We start from the raw sequence: 18,888 nt of genomic DNA, 5'->3' as shown, positions 1-18,888 counted from the left end.
AATGATGATATCTGGTTGATGAAAACTATTTATCATTCATTCGTTTTTTAATTATTGGATAATTTACGTAGCTTTATCTCGAACGTTGTTTTCCAGCGTTGCGATTTTTGTGTTTTTTCTTGCTTGTGATAGCAGTTGTTTGTTCAGGGGTAACGTCTTTTCGTCCACTTGGTGTAGAGAAAGCACGTGCTTTTGGTGGGTTCTTGGCTAGTTCTTCACGGACTTTTTTGCGAAGTTTTGGACGAACGATATAGTTGACGATAAACTGTTGGAGAATCATCATGAAACCACCGACAACCCAGTAAAGAGTAACACTGGCTGGTGAGAAGAGGGAGAAGACGACGATCATGAGTGGGCTCATGTAAATCATTTTCTTAAGTTGTTCACGTTGCATTTCATCTTCTACTCCGTGAAGTGAAAGAAGCGATTGAAGATAGTAAAGAATACCAGCGAAGGCAACCAAAATCATACTTGGAGAACCTAGAGGAATTCCTAGGTAGCTTGCTTGAGCAACACCTTCAGTATGTTGGGCAGCAAAGTAGATAGCAGAGAAGAAAGGCATTTGAAGGAGTACAGGGAAACATCCTACACCACCAAACATGCTGATGCCGTGCTCTTTTTGAGCTGCAAAGAGAGCTTGTTGGGCTTCGAGTTTTTCTTCTTGAGTAGTTGCTTCTTTGAGACGTGTTTGGTGTGGCTCAAGGACGTGCTTGAGGGCGTTCATCTTTTCAGAGTGAAGTGTTGCCTTCCATGATTGGTAGATACCAAGTGGCAAGATAATCAAGCGAACAATAATGGTTACGATGATGATACCAACCCCAAAACCAAGCCCCTTGTCATTGGCGAAGTACTTGATAGCTTCAGCCATAGGAGCTCCAATCGTATTCCAAATAAATCCTGTTGGCTGGCCTGTGGCTTTATCGACATTGACACAGCCAGTTAAGACTAGCAACATAGCCACTCCCATAGCTGAGAGTGCAAAACGTTTAATAGATTTCACTGTTTTTATTCCTTCTTTAAAAATTATACCTTTCTATTCTACTGTTTTTTTACAAAATATACAATAGTTCTAGAGACCTAATTTGCGATTTTAAAGTCAGGGTAAGGAGGAAAGTTGCTCAGTTTGACATCTAAGTAGCTGACTTTTGAAAAAGGTGTGGGTCCTTTTCGGATTTCTTGGATAAATTTTGCCATGGTAGTAGATGAGTCTGCTTGGGCTAAGATTTCGACTGTGCCATCGTCGTTATTCCATACCCGACCTGTGATGCCACCAATTTCAAGTGCCAGGCTGTAAACACCCCAACGAAAGCCGACTCCTTGCACCCTACCTTGGGCAATCATTCTAACCTTTTGCATACTAAACCCCTTTGATTGTGTTATAATATTTCTATGACTATTATAACCTCAAAAGCCAATTCTGTGGTAAAAAACGCCAAGAAATTACACCAAAAAAAATACCGCAAGTCTGCCTATTTGATTGAAGGCTGGCACTTGTTTGAAGAAGCTGTTCAAGCTGGAGTGACGATTGAGAAAATCTTTGCCTTAGAAAATTACCGAGATCAGTTAGTCTCGTTTCCGCAAACTGTCTGGGTCTCAGAGGATATTTTGCTAGATTTGGCGGATTCTCAGACTCCACAGGGAATTGTTGCCGTGGTTCAAAAAGAAGAAGTAGGGCAAGCTGACTTTAGCCAGGGCAAGTTCTTATTTTTGGAAGATGTGCAAGATCCTGGTAATGTGGGAACGATCATTCGGACTGCGGATGCAGCAGGTTTTACTGGAGTGATTGTTTCAGAAAAGTCGGCAGATATCTACAGTCTCAAAACCCTACGTTCCATGCAAGGCAGTCATTTTCATCTGCCTATTTACCGGATGTCTAGTCAAAGGCTTCTCGAGGGAGCTAAAGAAGCAGGTATCCCAGTGCTGGCAACAACCCTATCTAAAGATTCTGTTGATTACAGAGAACTGCCTCCCATAGAAAATTTTGTACTAGTCATGGGAAATGAGGGTCAAGGAATTAGTCCCCTCATGGCTGAAAGTGCAGACCAGTTGGTTCACATTAGTATGAAGGGACAGGCGGAGAGTTTGAATGTTGCCGTTGCAGCAGGTATTTTAGTTTTCCATTTAAGCTAATTTTAACTTTCTTTGTTATAATCAAGGAAAGATGTTCATAGAAAAGGAGAAAAGATGAATCACACTATTATTCATGACCGCGCAGGTCTTAATCAATTTTACGCTAAAGTTTATGCCTTTGTTGGTCTGGGAATCGGACTATCTGCTTTGGTATCAGGCCTTATGTTGACGGTCTTTCAATCTCAGTTGGTTTACTTTTTGATGCAGGGACGTCTCTGGTTGACCATTGCTACTTTTGCGGAGTTGGCCTTGGTTTTCGTTGCCAGTAGTATGGCTTTAAAGAATAGCCCAGCGGCTCTTCCAGTATTTTTACTTTACTCAGTATTAAACGGCTTTACCCTCAGTTTTGTGGTGGCCTTCTATACTCCAGGTACAGTTTTATCTGCCTTTGTATCGAGCGCCCTTCTCTTCTTTGTCATGGCGGCAGTTGGTATCTTCACCAAGAAAGATTTAAGTGGCCTTGGTCGGGCTATGATGGCAGCTCTTATCGGTTTGCTGATTGCTATGGTAGTCAATATTTTCTTGGCTAGCGGTTTCTTTGATTATATGATTAGCGTAGCCATGGTCTTGGTCTTCTCTGGGCTGATTGCTTCAGATAACCAAAAAATTCGCTATGCCTATGAGCAATCACAAGGTCGTGTAGCGACAGGTTGGGTTGTGTCAATGGCTCTCAGTATCTATCTTGATTTTATCAATCTTTTCCTAAGTATTCTACGTATCTTTGGTCGCAATGACTAGAAGGTCCCTAACATCAGTGTTCGAAGGAGCACTGATTTTTTTATATTTGGTCTTTTCTTTTCTTGGAAATAGGTGTATAATGCTTTTAATTAATTTTTTGAGGAGTAGTTTATGAAGAAAAGTTTTATTCATCAACAAGAAGAGATTTCCTTTGTCAAAAACACTTTTACCCAGTATTTGAAAGATAAGTTAGAAGTTGTCGAAGTTCAAGGTCCTATCTTGAGTAGGGTCGGCGATGGTATGCAGGACAACTTATCAGGTGTGGAGAATGCCGTATCGGTCAAGGTTCTCCAAATCCCTGATGCTACTTATGAAGTGGTGCACTCCCTTGCTAAATGGAAACGCCATACTTTGGCTCGTTTTGGTTTCGGTGAGGGAGAAGGTCTTTTTGTCCACATGAAGGCCCTTCGTCCAGACGAAGATTCGCTGGATGCGACCCACTCTGTTTATGTTGACCAGTGGGACTGGGAGAAAGTTATCCCAAATGGACAACGCAACATTGCCTACCTAAAAGAAACAGTTGAGAAGATTTACAAGGCCATTCGCTTGACTGAGCTAGCAGTAGAAGCCCGCTATGACATCGAATCAATCTTGCCAAAACAAATCACTTTTATCCACACAGAAGAGTTGGTAGAACGCTACCCAGACTTGACACCAAAAGAGCGTGAAAATGCTATCTGTAAAGAATTTGGTGCTGTTTTCTTGATTGGTATCGGTGGGGAATTACCAGACGGTAAACCGCACGATGGACGTGCACCAGACTACGATGACTGGACGAGCGAATCTGAAAATGGTTACAAGGGTCTGAATGGCGATATTCTTGTTTGGAATGAGTCTCTGGGGGGAGCCTTTGAGTTGTCTTCTATGGGAATCCGTGTAGATGAAGAAACGCTTCGTCGTCAGGTTGCCATTACAGGTGATGAAGACCGCTTGGAATTGGAATGGCACAAGGCTTTGTTGAATGGCCTATTCCCATTGACAATCGGTGGGGGAATTGGACAATCTCGTATGGCCATGTTCCTTCTTCGTAAGAAACACATCGGAGAAGTGCAAACAAGTGTTTGGCCTCAAGAAGTCCGCGATACTTACGAAAATATTTTGTAGAGAATCGAACCGCAAGGTTCGGTTTTCTTTCTCTTTTCGCCTATAATTTGGTATAATAAACGGTATGAAAATCGTATCAGGAATCTATGGGGGACGTCCCCTCAAGACACTAGAAGGAAAGACGACAAGACCTACTTCGGATAAGGTTAGGGGAGCCATTTTTAACATGATTGGTCCCTACTTTGAAGGGGGACGAGTTTTGGACCTTTATGCAGGTTGTGGTGGCTTGTCAATCGAAGCAGTATCGCGTGGAATGTCCAGCGCTGTTTTGGTGGAGCGAGACCGTAAGGCTCAGGCTATCGTGGCTGAAAATATTCAGATGACCAAGGAAGTTGGAAAATTTCAACTCCTCAAGATGGATGCAGAAAGGGCATTGGAACAGGTATCTGGCAAATTCGACCTCATTTTCTTAGACCCTCCTTATGCCAAGGAACAAATCGTAGCAGATATTGAAAAAATGGCTGAGAAAGAGCTTTTTTCTGAAGATGTCATGGTCGTGTGTGAGACGGATAAGGCCGTTGAACTTCCAGAAGAAATTGCCTGTCTTGGCATCTGGAAGGAAAAGATTTATGGAATTAGTAAGGTGACAGTCTATGTCAGATAAGATTGGCTTATTTACAGGCTCATTTGATCCGATGACAAATGGGCATATGGATATCATTGAACGGGCTAGCAAACTCTTTGACAAGCTCTATGTGGGTATTTTTTTTAATCCCCACAAACAAGGATTTCTCCCTCTTGAAAATCGTAAACGGGGCTTAGAAAAGGCTGTGAAACATTTGGGAAATGTTGAAGTCGTGTTTTCCCATGATGAATTGGTGGTTGATGTTGCAAAAAGACTAGGGGCTACTTGTCTAGTGCGAGGCTTGAGGAATGCGTCGGATTTGCAATACGAAGCCAGTTTTGATTACTACAACCATCAGCTGTCTCCTGATATAGAAACCATTTATTTACATAGCCGACCGGAACATCTTTATATCAGTTCATCAGGCGTTAGAGAGCTTTTGAAATTTAGTCAGGATATTGCTTGCTATGTTCCCGAGAGTATTTTGGAGGAAATAAGAAATGAAAAAAAAGATTAGATGGCCCTTATATGTCATTGCGGCCTTAATTGTGACTTTCTTGGCATTTGTAGTGCCCTTGCCCTATTATATAGAGGTTCCAGGTGGTTCGGAAGATATTCGCCAAGTCCTTAAAGTCAATGACACAGAAGATAAGGAAGCTGGTGCCTATCAATTCGTTACGGTTGGTGTCCAGCACGCTACTTTAGCCCATATGATTTATGCTTGGTTGACGCCTTTTACAGATATTCGTAGTGCCCAAGAGACTACAGGTGGCTCTTCCGATGTGGAATTTATGCGGATCAATCAATTCTACATGCAGACATCGCAAAATATGGCCAAGTATCAAGGACTGAAAACAGCTGGTAAGGATATTGAACTCAAATATCTTGGGGTTTATGTCTTGACTGTGACGGATAATTCGACCTTTAAAGGGATTCTCAATATCTCTGATACGGTCACAGCAGTCAATGCTCAGACCTTTGATAGTTCCAAAGACTTGATTGATTACGTCAATTCTCAAAAATTAGGGGATTCAGTCAAGGTAACTTATGAAGAGGATGGGCAAACCAAGTCTGCAGAAGGTAAGATTATCACCTTGGAAAATGGCAAAAATGGAATTGGAATCGGCTTGATTGACCGTACAGAAGTGACCAGTGATGTCCCAATTCGCTTTTCAACAGCTGGTATCGGTGGTCCAAGTGCAGGTCTCATGTTTAGTCTGGCCATCTATACCCAAATAGCTGACCCTGGCCTTCGTAATGGCCGTATCGTTGCCGGTACAGGTACCATTGACCGTGATGGTAATGTGGGGGATATTGGAGGTATCGATAAGAAAGTTGTAGCTTCGGCTAGAGAAGGTGCTGCTATTTTCTTTGCCCCTGATAACCCTATTAGCGAAGAAGAACAAAAAGCACATCCTGATGCGAAAAATAACTACCAAACAGCCCTGGAAGCAGCTAAAACAATCAAGACAGATATGAAAATCGTGCCAGTTAAAACCCTACAAGATGCAATTGATTACTTGAAAAACAATCCCTAATTTTTAAGTGAAGTTTCCAAACTAGCGTACAAACAGAGAAGATGGTATAATAGTCAAATGGTTCAATTATTATTCACTCTAAGCAGTCACATGCTCTTTATTTATGTGAGTTTTTACCTTTTAAAGGATCTTGTTAGATGGGAAAATGTTTTAAAAGTGACAGCTGAGAATACAGGAAAAGTTCGTTTACTAGTAGCCTTTTTCAGCATTGTAATGGGCTACATCATGAGTTCTTTCTTTATCAGCCTGTATCAGTTGTGGCAAGAAGCGCTTAGAGGATTATTATAAAATCAAGAGTAAAGGAAATAAGTATGGAAAAAATTGTGGTTCAAGGTGGCGATAATCGTCTGGTAGGAAGTGTTACGATCGAAGGAGCAAAGAATGCAGTCTTGCCTTTGTTGGCAGCGACTATTCTAGCAAGTGAAGGAAAGACCGTCTTGCAGAATGTTCCGATTTTGTCAGATGTTTTCACTATGAATCAGGTGGTTCGTGGTTTGAATGCCAAGGTAGATTTTGATGAGGAGGCTCATCTTGTCGAGGTGGATGCGACTGGCGATATCACTGAGGAAGCTCCTTACAAGTATGTCAGCAAGATGCGTGCATCTATCGTTGTCTTAGGGCCAATTCTTGCTCGTGTAGGTCATGCCAAGGTATCTATGCCAGGCGGTTGTACGATTGGTAGTCGACCTATTGATCTTCATTTGAAAGGTCTGGAAGCCATGGGAGCTAAGATTAGTCAGACAGCTGGTTACATCGAAGCCAAGGCTGATCGCTTGCATGGCGCTCATATCTACATGGACTTCCCAAGTGTTGGTGCTACGCAGAACTTGATGATGGCAGCGACTCTAGCTGATGGGGTAACAGTGATTGAAAATGCTGCGCGTGAGCCTGAGATTGTTGACCTAGCTATTCTCCTCAATGAAATGGGAGCTAAGGTCAAAGGTGCTGGTACAGAGACCATTACCATTACCGGTGTTGACAAACTTCATGGTACGACTCACAATGTAGTCCAAGACCGTATCGAAGCAGGAACCTTTATGGTAGCTGCTGCCATGACTGGTGGTGATGTCTTGATTAAAGACGCTGTTTGGGAGCACAACCGTCCCTTGATTGCCAAATTGCTTGAAATGGGAGTGGAAGTGACAGAGGAGACTGAAGGAATTCGAGTTCGCTCTCAACTAGAAAATTTAAAAGCTGTTCATGTGAAAACCTTGCCCCACCCAGGATTTCCAACAGATATGCAGGCTCAATTTACAGCCTTGATGACCGTCGCAAAAGGGGAATCAACTATGGTGGAGACAGTTTTCGAAAATCGTTTCCAACACTTAGAAGAAATGCGTCGCATGGGCTTGCATTCTGAGATTATCCGTGATACAGCTCGTATTGTTGGTGGTCAACCTTTGCAGGGGGCAGAAGTTCTTTCAACTGACCTTCGTGCCAGTGCAGCCTTGATTTTGACAGGTTTGGTAGCACAAGGAGAAACTGTGGTCGGTAAATTGGTTCACTTGGATAGAGGTTACTACCGTTTCCATGAGAAGTTAGCGCAGCTAGGTGCTAAGATTCAGCGGATTGAGGCAAGTGATGAAGATGAATAAGAGATCAAGCTACGTAATCAAGCGTTTACTTTTAGTCATTTTGGTACTGTTTTTAGGTGCTCTAGCCTTAGGTATCGGCTTAATGGTAGGTTATGGAATCTTGGGCAAGGGTCAAGATCCATGGGCTATCCTGTCTCCAGCAAAATGGCAGGAATTGATTCATAAATTTACAGGAAATTAGGCTGGAGAACCAGTCTTTTTCTAGAGATAAGGAGAAAAATGGATAAAAAAACAAGACAGACACTGATCGGGCTGCTAGTGTTATTGCTTTTATCTGCGGGAAGCTATTATATCAAGCAGATGCAGTCGACAGCTAATAGTCCTAAAACAAAGGTTAGTCAGAACAAACAAGCTTCTGAAGCTCCTAGTCAAGAATTGGCAGAAAGTGTCTTAACAGACGCAGTCAAGAGTCAAATAAAAGGGAGTCTTGAGTGGAATGGATCAGGTGCTTTTATTGTCAATGGTAATAAAACAAATCTAGATGCTAAGGTTTCAAGTAAGCCTTATGCTGATAACAAAACAAAGACAGTGGGTAAGGAAACCGTGCCAACTGTAGCTAATGCCCTCTTGTCTAAGGCTACTCGCCAGTACAAGAATCGTGAAGAAACTGGAAACGGTTCGACTTCTTGGACTCCACCAGGCTGGCATCAGGTCAAGAATCTAAAGGGATCTTATACCCATGCAGTCGATAGAGGTCACTTGTTAGGCTATGCCTTAATCGGTGGCTTAGATGGTTTCGATGCCTCGACAAGCAATCCTAAAAACATTGCTGTTCAAACAGCCTGGGCAAATCAGGCGCAAGCCGAGGATTCAACTGGTCAAAACTACTATGAAAGTATGGTACGTAAAGCCTTGGACCAAAACAAGCGTGTCCGTTACCGTGTAACCCTTTATTATGCTTCAAACGAGGATTTAGTTCCTTCAGCTTCACAGATTGAAGCCAAGTCTTCAGACGGAGAATTGGAATTCAATGTTCTGGTTCCCAATGTTCAAAAAGGGCTTCAACTGGATTACCGAACTGGAGAAGTAACGGTTACTCAGTAAAAGATAACATAAACTCCTATGTCACTTGTGGATATAGGAGTTCTTTTTTACTAGTTTAAGCAGGGTTACAATAGACACTGATACTCAATGAAAATCAAAGTGCAAACTAGGAAGCCAGCCGCAGGTTGCTCAAAGCACAGCTTTGAGGTTACAGATAAAGCTGACGTGGTTTGAAGAGATCTTCGAAGAGTATGAGAAAAAATAATATGTACTGGACTATATTTTGTGATATAATAAAGGATAAGATACTATTTTAGGAGAAGAACTATGGAAGACCCAAGTAGTCAGAATTTGTTGCTACAATTTGTTTTATTGTTTATCTTGACGATGTTAAATGCTTTTTTCTCAGCCACAGAAATGGCCATGGTTTCACTTAATCGTGCGCGGGTTGAACAAAAGGCAGAAGAAGGAGATAGACGCTATATCCGTCTGCTGAAGATACTAGAAAATCCTAACCACTTTTTATCAACCATTCAAGTAGGGATTACCCTGATTACGATCTTATCAGGGGCGAGTTTGGCAGACACTCTGGGACGAGAAATTGCATCTTGGCTTGGAAATGGTGAAACATCTTATGCCGTTGCCAGTTTTCTGTCTTTAGCATTTTTGACTTATATTTCCATCGTTTTTGGGGAATTGTATCCTAAGAGAATCGCTCTTAATCTAAAAGATGCCTTGGCGATTCGTACAGCGCCAGTTATTATTGGATTGGGGAAACTAGTTAGTCCCTTTGTTTGGCTCTTATCTGCATCTACCAATCTCTTGAGTCGCTTGACTCCGATGACCTTTGACGATGCTGACGAAAAAATGACCCGTGATGAAATTGAGTACATGTTGACAAAAAGTGAAGAAACACTAGATGCTGACGAAATTGAGATGTTACAAGGGATCTTTTCACTGGACGAATTAATGGCCAGAGAAGTCATGGTTCCTCGAACGGATGCCTTTATGGTGGATATTCAGGATGATAGTCAAACTATCATCCAAAGTATTTTAAAACAAAATTATTCTCGTATCCCTGTCTATGATGGAGACAAGGATAACGTGATTGGAATTATTCACACCAAGAGTCTCCTTAAGGCGGGCTTTGTGGACGGTTTTGACAATATTGTTTGGAAGAGAATCTTACAAGATCCACTTTTTGTTCCTGAAACTATTTTTGTGGATGATTTGTTAAAAGAACTGCGCAATACCCAAAGACAAATGGCAATCTTGCTGGATGAATACGGTGGGATGGCTGGTTTGGTGACCCTAGAAGACCTCTTAGAGGAAATCGTTGGGGAAATCGATGACGAAACAGATAAAGCGGCAATAGATGTTCATCAAATCGGTGAGGATACTTACATTGTTCAAGGTACCATGAATCTCAATGATTTTAATGACTACTTTGATGTTGAACTGGAAAGTGATGACGTTGATACCATCGCTGGTTACTATTTGACAGGAGTTGGGACCATTCCAACGACTGAGAAACTCAGTTATGAATTAGTCAGCCAAAACAAACAGCTTATCCTAACCAATGATAAGGTGAAAAATGGACGTGTTACCAAGGTAAAAGTCCAAATTACCGAAGTTGAAATAGAAGAAGAAACAGAGTAAAATAGAGGCTTTTGTCACCAGGCGTGACAAAGCTTTTTTCAGTTGATTTCAAAAGGAATTGTGTCCTCGAAAAAACTTAGTCTCAGAAGTTTTTTAAAATCATGCTTATTTAGCTGAAGAAAAAGAAAAAAGCCCTTTAAATTGGGCTTTCTGTTCATTTGAAACCTGATAAATCAAGCTATAGAAGGCGGTAGACGGATTTGAACCGACGATCAAGCTTTTGCAGAGCCGTGCCTTACCACTTGGCTATACCGCCATAACTCTTACTATTATACCTTGAAAATTTCTCTACGTCAATAGTTTCTTAATCAAAAAAATAGTTTACAAAAATGAGTTTTATGTCTATAAATAAAAATGTAAGGAAAGTATGAATTTAAAGGCTTTTAGGGAGCTATTTCTAGAGTAACTTTTTCATGAAATGAGATGAAAAACTGAAAAAACTTGACAAATAAAATTTTTTTGGTAGAAATGCGCCTAAATATTCTGAAAATTCGTTTACTTTTTAGAAGATATATGTTATAATTTCCAATAAGCCAAAATTTTTCAATAGGAGTTACAAACATGAAAAAAAGTAGAGTATTTGTTGCAGCAGGAGTTGCTTTATTAGCAACAGGTGTGTTAGTTGCTTGTGGAAATTCGAAATCATCTGATTCGACAGCTCCAAAAGCCTATGGCTATGTTTATTCAGCTGATCCAGAAACATTGGACTATCTTATCTCTGGAAAACAGAGTACGAAAGTGGCTACTTCAAACGGAATCGATGGCCTCTTTACAAATGATAAATACGGAAACTTGACTCCTGCGATTGCAGAAGACTGGTCTGTATCAAAAGATGGATTGACTTATACCTACAAAATTCGTAAAGGTGTAAAATGGATGACATCTGATGGTGAAGAATATGCTGAAGTGACTGCTAAAGATTTTGTGAATGGATTGAAACATGCGACAGATAAAAAATCAGAAGCGCTTTACCTAGCTGAAACTTCTGTTAAAGGTTTATCTGACTATTTGACAGGTAATTCAAAAGATTTCTCTACAGTAGGTATTAAAGCGGTCGATGATTATACTCTTGAGTATACTTTGAACCAACCAGAACCATACTGGAATTCTAAGATGGCTTACTCAATTTTCTGGCCGTTAAACGAAGAATTTGAAAAATCAAAAGGTTCTGATTTTGCTAAAGCAACAGATCCTACATCCTTACTTTACAACGGACCTTTCTTGCTTAAAGGTTTGACTGCTAAATCTTCTATCGAATTTGCTAAGAATGAGCAGTACTGGGATAAAGAGAATGTTCATTTAGATACAGTCACACTTGCATACTTTGATGGTTCAGACCAAGAATCACTTGAACGTAACTTTACAAGTGGAGCTTATAGTTTTGCTCGTCTTTACCCAACAAGTTCAAACTTCTCAAAAGTAGAGGAGTCATACAAGGATAATATTTTCTACACTCCATCAGGAGCTGGTGTTGGAGGTTTAGGTGTAAATATTGATCGTCAAAATTACAAATATACTTCTAAGACAACAGATGAAGAGAAAACATCTACTAAGAAAGCTCTTCTTAACAAAGATTTCCGTCAAGCCTTGAACTTTGCCTTTGATCGTACAGCTTATTCTGCTCAAGTTAACGGTAAAGAAGGCGCTCCTCTAGCAGTTCGTAATCTATTTGTGAAACCGGACTTTGTTTCTGCAGGTGAAAAAACTTTCGGTGACTTGGTTGCTGAAAAAGTTACGACTTATGGAGACGAGTGGAAAAATGTAAACTTTGCTGATGGTCAAGACGGTCTCTTTAACGCTGACAAAGCTAAAGCAGAATTTGCTAAAGCTAAAACTGCTCTGGAAGCAGAAGGAGTGAAATTCCCTATCCACTTGGATGTTCCAGTAGATCAAACGTCTAAAAACTATATCGCACGTATTCAGTCGTTCAAACAATCAGTTGAAAAAGTTTTAGGTGAAGAAAATGTTGTCATCGATATTCAACAAATTTCTAAAGATGAATTCTTTAATGTAACTTATTATGCTGCTAATGCGGCGGCTGAGGATTGGGATCTTTCAGGTGCTGTTGGATGGAATCCTGACTATGAAGATCCATCAACTTATCTTGATATCCTTAAATCAACTAATAGTGAGCAAACGAAAACTTATATGGGCTATGATGACCCATCAAATGCAGCTGCAGCAAAAGTTGGTATGAAAGATTACGATAAATTGCTCGATGAAGCTGGAAAAGAAACAAGTGATCTTAACAAGCGTTATGAAAAATATGCTGCTGCTCAAGCTTGGTTGACAGACAGCTCACTCTTCCTACCAGCTATGTCTTCTAGCGGTGCTGCACCATTTATTTCTCGTGTTGTACCATTCTCAGCTTCTTATAGCCAATCTGGAGATAAAGCTTCAGATGTCTACTTCAAATATATTCAGTTACAAGATAAAGTTGTAACGAAGGCTGATTATGAACAAGCTCGTGAGAAATGGCTCAAAGAGAAAAAAGAATCAAACGAAAAAGTTCAAAAAGAATTGACTAAACACGTTAAATAAATAACTCTCAAGAGAACTTTCTCTCCATGAGGAGAAGGTTCTTTTGGGATTTAAAAAGGAAACGATATGAAGAAATATATTTTTATGCGTGTCTTGCGTTCATTGTTGTCTATTTTCTTGGTGACAACTTTAACCTACACGATTATCTATACGATGGTACCTCGTAAATTGATTTTTAAACAGGATACCAACTATAATAAGATTGCAACGACTCCAGATAAACGGGATAATTATGAAAATACTGTTTATGAGCGTATGGGCTATATCGAGTACTACGATACCAAAGAGCTGCAAGAAAAAGCTAGTAAATTAGATTCATCGGTAACAGTTGATGCTAATGATAGCAATAAAGCGATTTATGAGAAATACATTAACCAATTAGGTAATGGTTGGACACTAGGTGTATTTTCAGAGAGTGGTCAGTTCTATGCTACGCGTGAAATTCCGATTTTTGAACGTGTTTTCAAATTCTATGCTAACTTGCTTGATATTGATCATACAAACAAGATTCAAGACCCTGAAAATCCAAACTTAGAACGCTATCTTCGCTTTGAAAATGATCCTGCTATTGGATGGTCGTTAGTTGGTTCAGGTACAAAACATAAGTATCTGTTGTATTTTAACAACCAATTCCCATTTGTACACCAAAACTTTGTGAATGTTAATTTAGGTGATTCTTACCCAACTTATGCAAACACGCCCGTACTTCAAGTCATTACACAAGGTCAAGGACAAACAAAGACTGGACAAGTTCAATTCCCTACTGGTAAGAAGACTTCATCTGTAGATATTTACTCACGTACTTATAAATCACCTAGTCAGGCAGACGCTCGTGAGGTAGCCAACTATGGTAAAAATGACCCGTATACAGCTACAGAGAGCAACTATCAGTATCCATCAATGATTGCAAGCTCTGCTGTTGCTGGATTAATTGGTTTGATTATTTCGTATGCTATTGCAATCCCTCTTGGGTCTGCTATGGCTCGCCATAAGAATACTTGGATTGATAGCTTCTCGACAGGTGCATTGACCTTCTTGCTTGCTCTTCCAACTATTGCCTTGGTTTATATCGTTCGTTTGATTGGATCATCTATTGGTCTTCCAGATTCGTTCCCTATCTTGGGTGCTGGAGATTGGCGTTCTTATGTCTTGCCAGCAGTTATTCTAGGATTGCTAGGAGCACCAAGTACAGCTATCTGGATTCGTCGTTACATGATCGATTTGCAATCTCAAGACTTCGTTCGTTTTGCTCGTGCCAAAGGTTTGTCTGAAAAAGAAATTTCAAACAAACATATCTTTAAAAACGCAATGGTTCCTTTGGTTTCAGGTATTCCTGGTGCCGTTATCGGGGTTATCGGTGGTGCAACTCTTACTGAAACAGTCTTCGCCTTCCCAGGTATGGGTAAAATGTTGATTGACTCTGTTAAGGCGTCAAATAACTCGATGGTAGTTGGTCTTGTCTTCATCTTCACATGTATTTCTATCTTCTCACTCTTTGTAGGGGATATCTGGATGACAATGCTTGACCCACGTATTAAATTGACAGAGAAAGGAGGCAAATAATGTCAACAATCGATAAAGAAAAATTTCAGTTTGTAAAACGTGACGATTTTGCCTCTGAAACGATTGATGCACCAGCTTATTCATACTGGGGATCTGTCTTCAGACAGTTTTTGAAGAAAAAATCGACAGTTGCTATGCTAGGTATTTTGGTCGCTATTATTTTAATGAGCTTTATTTACCCAATGTTCTCAGATTTTGATTTCAACGATGTAAGTAAGGTAAATGACTTCAGTGCTCGCTTTATCAAGCCTAACGCTGAACATTGGTTTGGTACAGATAGTAATGGTAAATCCTTGTTTGATGGGGTTTGGTTTGGTGCGCGTAACTCTATCCTCATCTCTGTAATTGCTACTTTTATTAACCTTGTAATTGGTGTTATTGTTGGTGGAATTTGGGGAATTTCAAAATCCGTTGACCGTATCATGATGGAAGTTTATAACATTATTTCAAACATTCCATCTCTCTTGATTGTTATTGTCTTGACGTACTCAATTGGTGCTGGTTTCTGGAATTTGATTTTTGCCATGAGTGTGACAACTTGGATTGGGATTGCTTATATGATTCGTATCCAAATCATGCGTTATCGTGATTTAGAATACAACCTCGCTTCTCAAACTCTTGGAACACCTACCTTTAAAATCATCGTCAAAAATATTATGCCACAATTGGTATCTGTTATTGTATCTACGATGACATTGATGTTGCCAAGCTTTATCTCTTATGAAGCCTTCCTTTCCTTCTTTGGATTAGGACTACCTGTGACAGTTCCAAGTTTGGGACGTTTGATTTCAGACTATTCACAAAACGTTACGACCAACGCTTACCTATTCTGGATTCCATTAACAACATTGATTTTGGTATCCTTATCTCTCTTTGTTGTTGGTCAAAACTTAGCGGATGCTAGTGATCCACGTACACATAGATAGGAGTAAATATGACAAAAGAAAATAATGTAATATTGACTGCTCGCGATATTGTCGTGGAATTTGACGTTCGTGACAAAGTGTTAACGGCTATCCGAGGAGTGTCTCTGGATTTGATTGAAGGGGAAGTTCTTGCCTTGGTAGGTGAGTCTGGTTCTGGTAAATCTGTATTAACAAAAACTTTTACAGGAATGTTAGAAGATAATGGGCGGATTGCTCAAGGAAGTATCGACTATCGTGGACAAGACTTGACTGCTCTGGCTTCTAACAAGGAGTGGGAGAAGATTCGTGGTGCTAAAATTGCGACCATCTTCCAAGATCCTATGACAAGTTTGGATCCAATCAATACAATCGGTAGCCAAATTACAGAAGTTATCGTTAAACACCAAGGAAAAACAGCCAAGGAAGCTAAAGAAATGGCAATCGACTATATGAAAAAAGTCGGAATTCCAGAAGCTGAGAAACGTTTTGAAGAATATCCTTTCCAATATTCTGGTGGGATGCGTCAACGTATTGTTATTGCGATAGCTCTTGCTTGTCGTCCAGATATCTTAATCTGTGATGAACCTACAACTGCCCTTGACGTAACTATTCAAGCACAAATTATTGATTTGCTTAAAACCTTGCAAAATGAGTACCACTTTACCATTATCTTTATCACACATGACCTTGGTGTAGTAGCAAGTATTGCAGATAAAGTAGCGGTTATGTACGCTGGGGAAATTGTAGAATATGGAACTGTTGAGGAAGTCTTCTACGACCCACGCCATCCATATACCTGGAGTCTCTTATCTAGCTTACCTCAGCTTGCTGATGATAAAGGTGAATTATACTCTATCCCAGGAACACCGCCATCTCTTTATACTGAGTTGAAAGGTGATGCTTTTGCCCTTCGTTCAGATTATGCTATGCAAATTGACTTTGAACAAAAAGCGCCTAAGTTTTCTGTTAGTGATACTCATTGGGCTAAGACTTGGTTGCTTCATGAAAATGCTCCTAAAGTTGAAAAACCAGGAGTTATAGCAGATTTGCATGACAAGATTCGTGATAAAATGGGCTTTGCTCATCTAGAAGACTAGGAGGAAGGAAATGTCTGAAAAATTAGTAGAAATTAAAGATTTAGAAATTTCCTTCGGTGAAGGAAGTAAGAAGTTTGTTGCAGTTAAAAATGCAAACTTCTTTATCAACAAGGGAGAGACATTTTCTCTTGTAGGTGAATCCGGTAGTGGAAAAACAACCATTGGTCGTGCTATTATTGGTTTGAACAATACAAGCAAAGGTGAAATTATCTTTGATGGTCAGAAGATTAATGGGAAAAAATCACATAAGGAATCATCAGAGCTGATTCGTCGTATTCAGATGATTTTCCAAGACCCTGCAGCCAGCTTGAATGAGCGTGCGACAGTTGATTACATTATCTCGGAAGGTCTTTATAACTACCATTTGTTTAAAGATGAAGAAGATAGACAAGAAAAAGTTCAAAAGATGATTCATGAAGTTGGGCTTTTAAAAGAACACTTGACCCGTTACCCACATGAGTTTTCTGGTGGTCAACGTCAGCGTATCGGGATTGCCCGTGCCCTTGTTATGGAGCCTGATTTCGTTATTGCAGATGAGCCAATTTCAGCCTTGGACGTTTCTGTGCGTGCCCAAGTTTTGAACTTGCTTAAGAAATTCCAAAAAGAGTTAGGTTTGACTTATCTCTTCATTGCTCATGATTTGTCAGTTGTTCGCTTTATTTCAGATCGTATCGCAGTTATTTATAAGGGTGTTATTGTAGAGGTTGCAGAAACAGAAGAATTGTTTAATAATCCAATTCATCCATATACTCAGGCCTTGCTTTCAGCTGTACCAATTCCAGACCCAATCTTGGAACGCAAGAAGGTCTTGAAAGTATATGATCCAGATCAACATGATTATGAGACAGATAAGCCATCTATGGTAGAAATTCGTCCAGGTCATTATGTTTGGGCTAATCAAGCGGAAGTAGCTCGTTATACAGCAAATCTTAGATAAGATAATACTACGAGAGGACTATTTGGTCTTCTCATTTTTAGTTTAAAAAATCCCCTTTTACGATTTTGTAAAAGGGGAGTAATGTTGTAATTAACGTTTAGACCAAGTTCTCTTCATAAAGAGAAGTAGGATTGGATAAATCTCCAAACGACCTGCAATCATTGCAAAGGAGAGGAGAATTTTTGAGATAGGACTAAAGATTGAGAAACTAGAAGTGGTTCCTAGAATAGGTCCTATATTATTGAAACAGCTAAAGACAGCGCTGGTCACAACCAGAAAATCGTTGCTATCTAGGCTGACAATAAAGATAAGGGATAGCAAAATCATAGCATAGATAACAAAGTACTTGAGAATCTTATGCTGGGTATCTTTGTCAATTACCGTTTTATTAACATGGAGGGTCAAGACACGGTGGGGCGATAGGATTGACAAAATTTGATTTTTAGCAATTTTTGAAAGGATAAGGCCTCGAATAATCTTGAGTCCACCTGCGGTTGAACCAGCAGAACCACCGATTCCCATGAGGAAGAGGAGGATAAACTGGGAGAAGAGGGGCCAGTTGGTAATATCTCCGTAACCAAAACCAGTCGTTGTAATGATATTGGAAACCTGGAAGAAGGCCATTTCAAAGCTCTTGGAAAATCCTGGATAGAGATAGAGGGTATTGAGGCTAATCAAGCCTGTAGAAAGCAGTACAATGACCAAGTAAGCTCGAAGTTCTTCATCTCCAAAGAAGGCCTTGACGCGACGGAGCATAAGGTAGTAGTAGAGATTGAAATTTACCCCAAAAACCAAAACTCCGATACTAACCAGATAGGTAATCAGTGAGCTACCATAGTGAGCAATCCCGTCGTTATAGACGGTAAATCCTCCGGTACCTGCTGTTCCCATGGCAATGACAAAACTATCAAATAGGGGCATGCCAGCTAGATAATAGATGATGACAAAGAGGGAGAAGAGAGCTAGATAAAGGAGATAGAGAATTTGGGCAGTATTTTTGAGTTTGGATACAACCTTGCCAAAAACAGGGCCAGGAACCTCAGCCTTCATCACCTCTAGGTGGCTATTCTTGGCATTATCCATAATAGCAAGCGCAAAAACAAGCACCCCCATCCCTCCAATCAAGTGGGTAAAACTTCGCCAGAAGAGGAGGGAGCGGCTGAGAACTGAAACGTCATTCAGAATAGTTGCTCCAGTAGTTGTAAAGCCAGAACTGATTTCAAAAAAGGCATCGATAAGGCTGGGAATTTGCCCAGCAAAAACAAAGGGGAGACCGCCAAAGAAAGACCAAAGGATCCAACAGAGGGCAACAATCAAGATTCCCTCCTTGGCGTAAATCCGTTGATTTTTTGGCTTTTGTAAAATTCCTGAACCACCTAGTAATACGAGAATCCCAATCGTTGTAAAGAGGGCTGTAAAGACTTGGCTCGATTCATGGTAGTATATGGCAATCGCAACAGGAACCAAGAGGAGAACAGCTTCAATCAAAAGTAACTTTGAAAGGAGGTAACGAATCATACTTTTATTCATTT

19 protein-coding genes and 1 tRNA gene are annotated in these 18,888 nt (G+C 40.2%); 16 read left to right on the top strand and 4 right to left on the bottom strand.

Annotated elements, in window-relative coordinates; all coding sequences use genetic code 11:
- Positions 1 to 73: 73 nt before the first annotated feature.
- Both yidC and MK482_RS04415 read right to left on the bottom strand, forming a co-directional pair.
- Positions 74 to 1,000, bottom strand: a complete 927-nt coding sequence (gene yidC, locus MK482_RS04420; protein WP_268718090.1) for a membrane protein insertase YidC — start codon at positions 998 to 1,000, stop codon at positions 74 to 76.
- 77 nt (positions 1,001 to 1,077) lie between these two features.
- Entirely contained in the window at positions 1,078 to 1,356 is a 279-nt protein-coding gene (locus MK482_RS04415) for an acylphosphatase (protein WP_268718089.1), read from the bottom strand.
- A gap of 33 nt (positions 1,357 to 1,389) precedes the next feature.
- Here MK482_RS04415 and MK482_RS04410 point away from each other — a divergent pair, with 33 nt between their 5' ends.
- The 11 genes from MK482_RS04410 (at position 1,390) to MK482_RS04360 (ending at position 10,313) form a co-directional block, all read left to right on the top strand.
- Positions 1,390 to 2,130 (top strand): TrmH family RNA methyltransferase, encoded by a 741-nt coding sequence (locus tag MK482_RS04410; RefSeq protein ID WP_261032613.1) that lies wholly within the window; start codon positions 1,390 to 1,392, stop codon positions 2,128 to 2,130.
- A 54-nt stretch (positions 2,131 to 2,184) separates the two neighbouring features.
- Positions 2,185 to 2,868 (top strand): Bax inhibitor-1/YccA family protein, encoded by a 684-nt coding sequence (locus MK482_RS04405; protein WP_268718088.1) that lies wholly within the window; start codon positions 2,185 to 2,187, stop codon positions 2,866 to 2,868.
- Between the two features lie 111 nt (positions 2,869 to 2,979).
- Positions 2,980 to 3,972 (top strand): aspartate--ammonia ligase, encoded by a 993-nt coding sequence (gene asnA, locus MK482_RS04400; protein WP_045612763.1) that lies wholly within the window; start codon positions 2,980 to 2,982, stop codon positions 3,970 to 3,972.
- A gap of 64 nt (positions 3,973 to 4,036) precedes the next feature.
- Positions 4,037 to 4,576 (top strand): 16S rRNA (guanine(966)-N(2))-methyltransferase RsmD, encoded by a 540-nt coding sequence (gene rsmD, locus MK482_RS04395; protein WP_268718087.1) that lies wholly within the window; start codon positions 4,037 to 4,039, stop codon positions 4,574 to 4,576.
- Entirely contained in the window at positions 4,566 to 5,054 is a 489-nt protein-coding gene (gene coaD / locus MK482_RS04390; RefSeq protein WP_268718086.1) for a pantetheine-phosphate adenylyltransferase, read from the top strand. Before rsmD ends, coaD begins: the two co-directional genes overlap by 11 nt.
- Complete coding sequence (locus MK482_RS04385; RefSeq protein ID WP_247949617.1) at positions 5,038 to 6,075, top strand: SepM family pheromone-processing serine protease; 1,038 nt, start codon at positions 5,038 to 5,040, stop codon at positions 6,073 to 6,075. Before coaD ends, MK482_RS04385 begins: the two co-directional genes overlap by 17 nt.
- A 57-nt stretch (positions 6,076 to 6,132) precedes the next feature.
- On the top strand, positions 6,133 to 6,363 hold the full coding sequence (locus MK482_RS04380) for a DUF1146 family protein (protein WP_153220469.1): 231 nt from the start codon (positions 6,133 to 6,135) through the stop codon (positions 6,361 to 6,363).
- Positions 6,364 to 6,386: 23 nt separating this feature from the next.
- Positions 6,387 to 7,670 carry a UDP-N-acetylglucosamine 1-carboxyvinyltransferase gene (gene murA, locus MK482_RS04375; RefSeq protein ID WP_084887482.1) on the top strand — a complete coding sequence of 428 codons (1,284 nt, stop codon included), beginning with the start codon at positions 6,387 to 6,389 and terminating at the stop codon, positions 7,668 to 7,670.
- Positions 7,663 to 7,851 (top strand): DNA-directed RNA polymerase subunit beta, encoded by a 189-nt coding sequence (locus MK482_RS04370; RefSeq protein ID WP_070480259.1) that lies wholly within the window; start codon positions 7,663 to 7,665, stop codon positions 7,849 to 7,851. The genes murA and MK482_RS04370 overlap by 8 nt, the downstream gene beginning before the upstream one ends.
- A gap of 38 nt (positions 7,852 to 7,889) precedes the next feature.
- Entirely contained in the window at positions 7,890 to 8,714 is an 825-nt protein-coding gene (endA, locus tag MK482_RS04365; RefSeq protein WP_214617458.1) for a DNA-entry nuclease EndA, read from the top strand.
- Positions 8,715 to 8,981: 267 nt separating this feature from the next.
- Complete coding sequence (locus tag MK482_RS04360) at positions 8,982 to 10,313, top strand: hemolysin family protein (RefSeq protein ID WP_247949618.1); 1,332 nt, start codon at positions 8,982 to 8,984, stop codon at positions 10,311 to 10,313.
- Positions 10,314 to 10,498: 185 nt separating this feature from the next.
- On the opposite strand, the gene MK482_RS04355 is transcribed toward MK482_RS04360, so the two are convergent.
- A tRNA-Cys gene (locus MK482_RS04355) sits at positions 10,499 to 10,569 on the bottom strand.
- Positions 10,570 to 10,874: 305 nt separating this feature from the next.
- On the opposite strand from MK482_RS04355, the gene MK482_RS04350 reads away from it, so the two are divergent.
- The 5 genes from MK482_RS04350 to MK482_RS04330 all read left to right on the top strand — a co-directional run bounded on the left by MK482_RS04350 (position 10,875) and on the right by MK482_RS04330 (position 17,356).
- A complete protein-coding gene (locus tag MK482_RS04350; RefSeq protein ID WP_268718085.1) occupies positions 10,875 to 12,854 on the top strand; it encodes a peptide ABC transporter substrate-binding protein in 1,980 nt (659 codons plus the stop codon).
- A 66-nt stretch (positions 12,855 to 12,920) separates the two neighbouring features.
- On the top strand, positions 12,921 to 14,417 hold the full coding sequence (locus MK482_RS04345) for an ABC transporter permease (protein ID WP_124788148.1): 1,497 nt from the start codon (positions 12,921 to 12,923) through the stop codon (positions 14,415 to 14,417).
- Positions 14,417 to 15,343, top strand: coding sequence for an oligopeptide ABC transporter permease OppC (gene oppC / locus MK482_RS04340; protein WP_268718084.1), 927 nt, complete (start codon positions 14,417 to 14,419; stop codon positions 15,341 to 15,343). The genes MK482_RS04345 and oppC overlap by 1 nt, the downstream gene beginning before the upstream one ends.
- A gap of 8 nt (positions 15,344 to 15,351) precedes the next feature.
- Positions 15,352 to 16,419: an ABC transporter ATP-binding protein gene (locus MK482_RS04335; RefSeq protein ID WP_124788146.1), complete on the top strand. Its 1,068-nt coding sequence runs from the start codon at positions 15,352 to 15,354 to the stop codon at positions 16,417 to 16,419.
- 10 nt (positions 16,420 to 16,429) lie between these two features.
- Entirely contained in the window at positions 16,430 to 17,356 is a 927-nt protein-coding gene (locus tag MK482_RS04330; RefSeq protein WP_124788145.1) for an ATP-binding cassette domain-containing protein, read from the top strand.
- A gap of 90 nt (positions 17,357 to 17,446) precedes the next feature.
- On the opposite strand, the gene MK482_RS04325 is transcribed toward MK482_RS04330, so the two are convergent.
- The gene (locus tag MK482_RS04325; RefSeq protein ID WP_268718083.1) at positions 17,447 to 18,886 is read right to left on the bottom strand and encodes a TrkH family potassium uptake protein; all 1,440 of its coding nucleotides are present in this window, start codon (positions 18,884 to 18,886) and stop codon (positions 17,447 to 17,449) included.
- Positions 18,887 to 18,888: the final 2 nt, after the last annotated feature.

Source organism: Streptococcus mitis, assembly GCF_026782865.1.
Taxonomy (GTDB): domain Bacteria; phylum Bacillota; class Bacilli; order Lactobacillales; family Streptococcaceae; genus Streptococcus; species Streptococcus mitis_CG.
This window is presented reverse-complemented; position numbering and strand designations above follow the sequence as displayed.

Excerpts from the sequence above, each read along its gene's own strand:
- MK482_RS04415 (WP_268718089.1), bottom strand. The coding sequence starts at position 1,356 with ATGCAAAAGGTTAGAATGATTGCCCAAGGTAGGGTGCAAGGAGTCGGC.
- MK482_RS04410 (WP_261032613.1), top strand. The coding sequence starts at position 1,390 with ATGACTATTATAACCTCAAAAGCCAATTCTGTGGTAAAAAACGCCAAG.
- MK482_RS04405 (WP_268718088.1), top strand. The coding sequence starts at position 2,185 with ATGAATCACACTATTATTCATGACCGCGCAGGTCTTAATCAATTTTAC.
- asnA (WP_045612763.1), top strand. The coding sequence starts at position 2,980 with ATGAAGAAAAGTTTTATTCATCAACAAGAAGAGATTTCCTTTGTCAAA.
- rsmD (WP_268718087.1), top strand. The coding sequence starts at position 4,037 with ATGAAAATCGTATCAGGAATCTATGGGGGACGTCCCCTCAAGACACTA.
- coaD (WP_268718086.1), top strand. The coding sequence starts at position 4,566 with ATGTCAGATAAGATTGGCTTATTTACAGGCTCATTTGATCCGATGACA.
- MK482_RS04385 (WP_247949617.1), top strand. The coding sequence starts at position 5,038 with ATGAAAAAAAAGATTAGATGGCCCTTATATGTCATTGCGGCCTTAATT.
- MK482_RS04380 (WP_153220469.1), top strand. The coding sequence starts at position 6,133 with ATGGTTCAATTATTATTCACTCTAAGCAGTCACATGCTCTTTATTTAT.
- murA (WP_084887482.1), top strand. The coding sequence starts at position 6,387 with ATGGAAAAAATTGTGGTTCAAGGTGGCGATAATCGTCTGGTAGGAAGT.
- MK482_RS04370 (WP_070480259.1), top strand. The coding sequence starts at position 7,663 with ATGAATAAGAGATCAAGCTACGTAATCAAGCGTTTACTTTTAGTCATT.
- endA (WP_214617458.1), top strand. The coding sequence starts at position 7,890 with ATGGATAAAAAAACAAGACAGACACTGATCGGGCTGCTAGTGTTATTG.
- MK482_RS04360 (WP_247949618.1), top strand. The coding sequence starts at position 8,982 with ATGGAAGACCCAAGTAGTCAGAATTTGTTGCTACAATTTGTTTTATTG.
- MK482_RS04350 (WP_268718085.1), top strand. The coding sequence starts at position 10,875 with ATGAAAAAAAGTAGAGTATTTGTTGCAGCAGGAGTTGCTTTATTAGCA.
- MK482_RS04345 (WP_124788148.1), top strand. The coding sequence starts at position 12,921 with ATGAAGAAATATATTTTTATGCGTGTCTTGCGTTCATTGTTGTCTATT.
- oppC (WP_268718084.1), top strand. The coding sequence starts at position 14,417 with ATGTCAACAATCGATAAAGAAAAATTTCAGTTTGTAAAACGTGACGAT.
- MK482_RS04335 (WP_124788146.1), top strand. The coding sequence starts at position 15,352 with ATGACAAAAGAAAATAATGTAATATTGACTGCTCGCGATATTGTCGTG.
- MK482_RS04330 (WP_124788145.1), top strand. The coding sequence starts at position 16,430 with ATGTCTGAAAAATTAGTAGAAATTAAAGATTTAGAAATTTCCTTCGGT.
- MK482_RS04325 (WP_268718083.1), bottom strand. The coding sequence starts at position 18,886 with ATGAATAAAAGTATGATTCGTTACCTCCTTTCAAAGTTACTTTTGATT.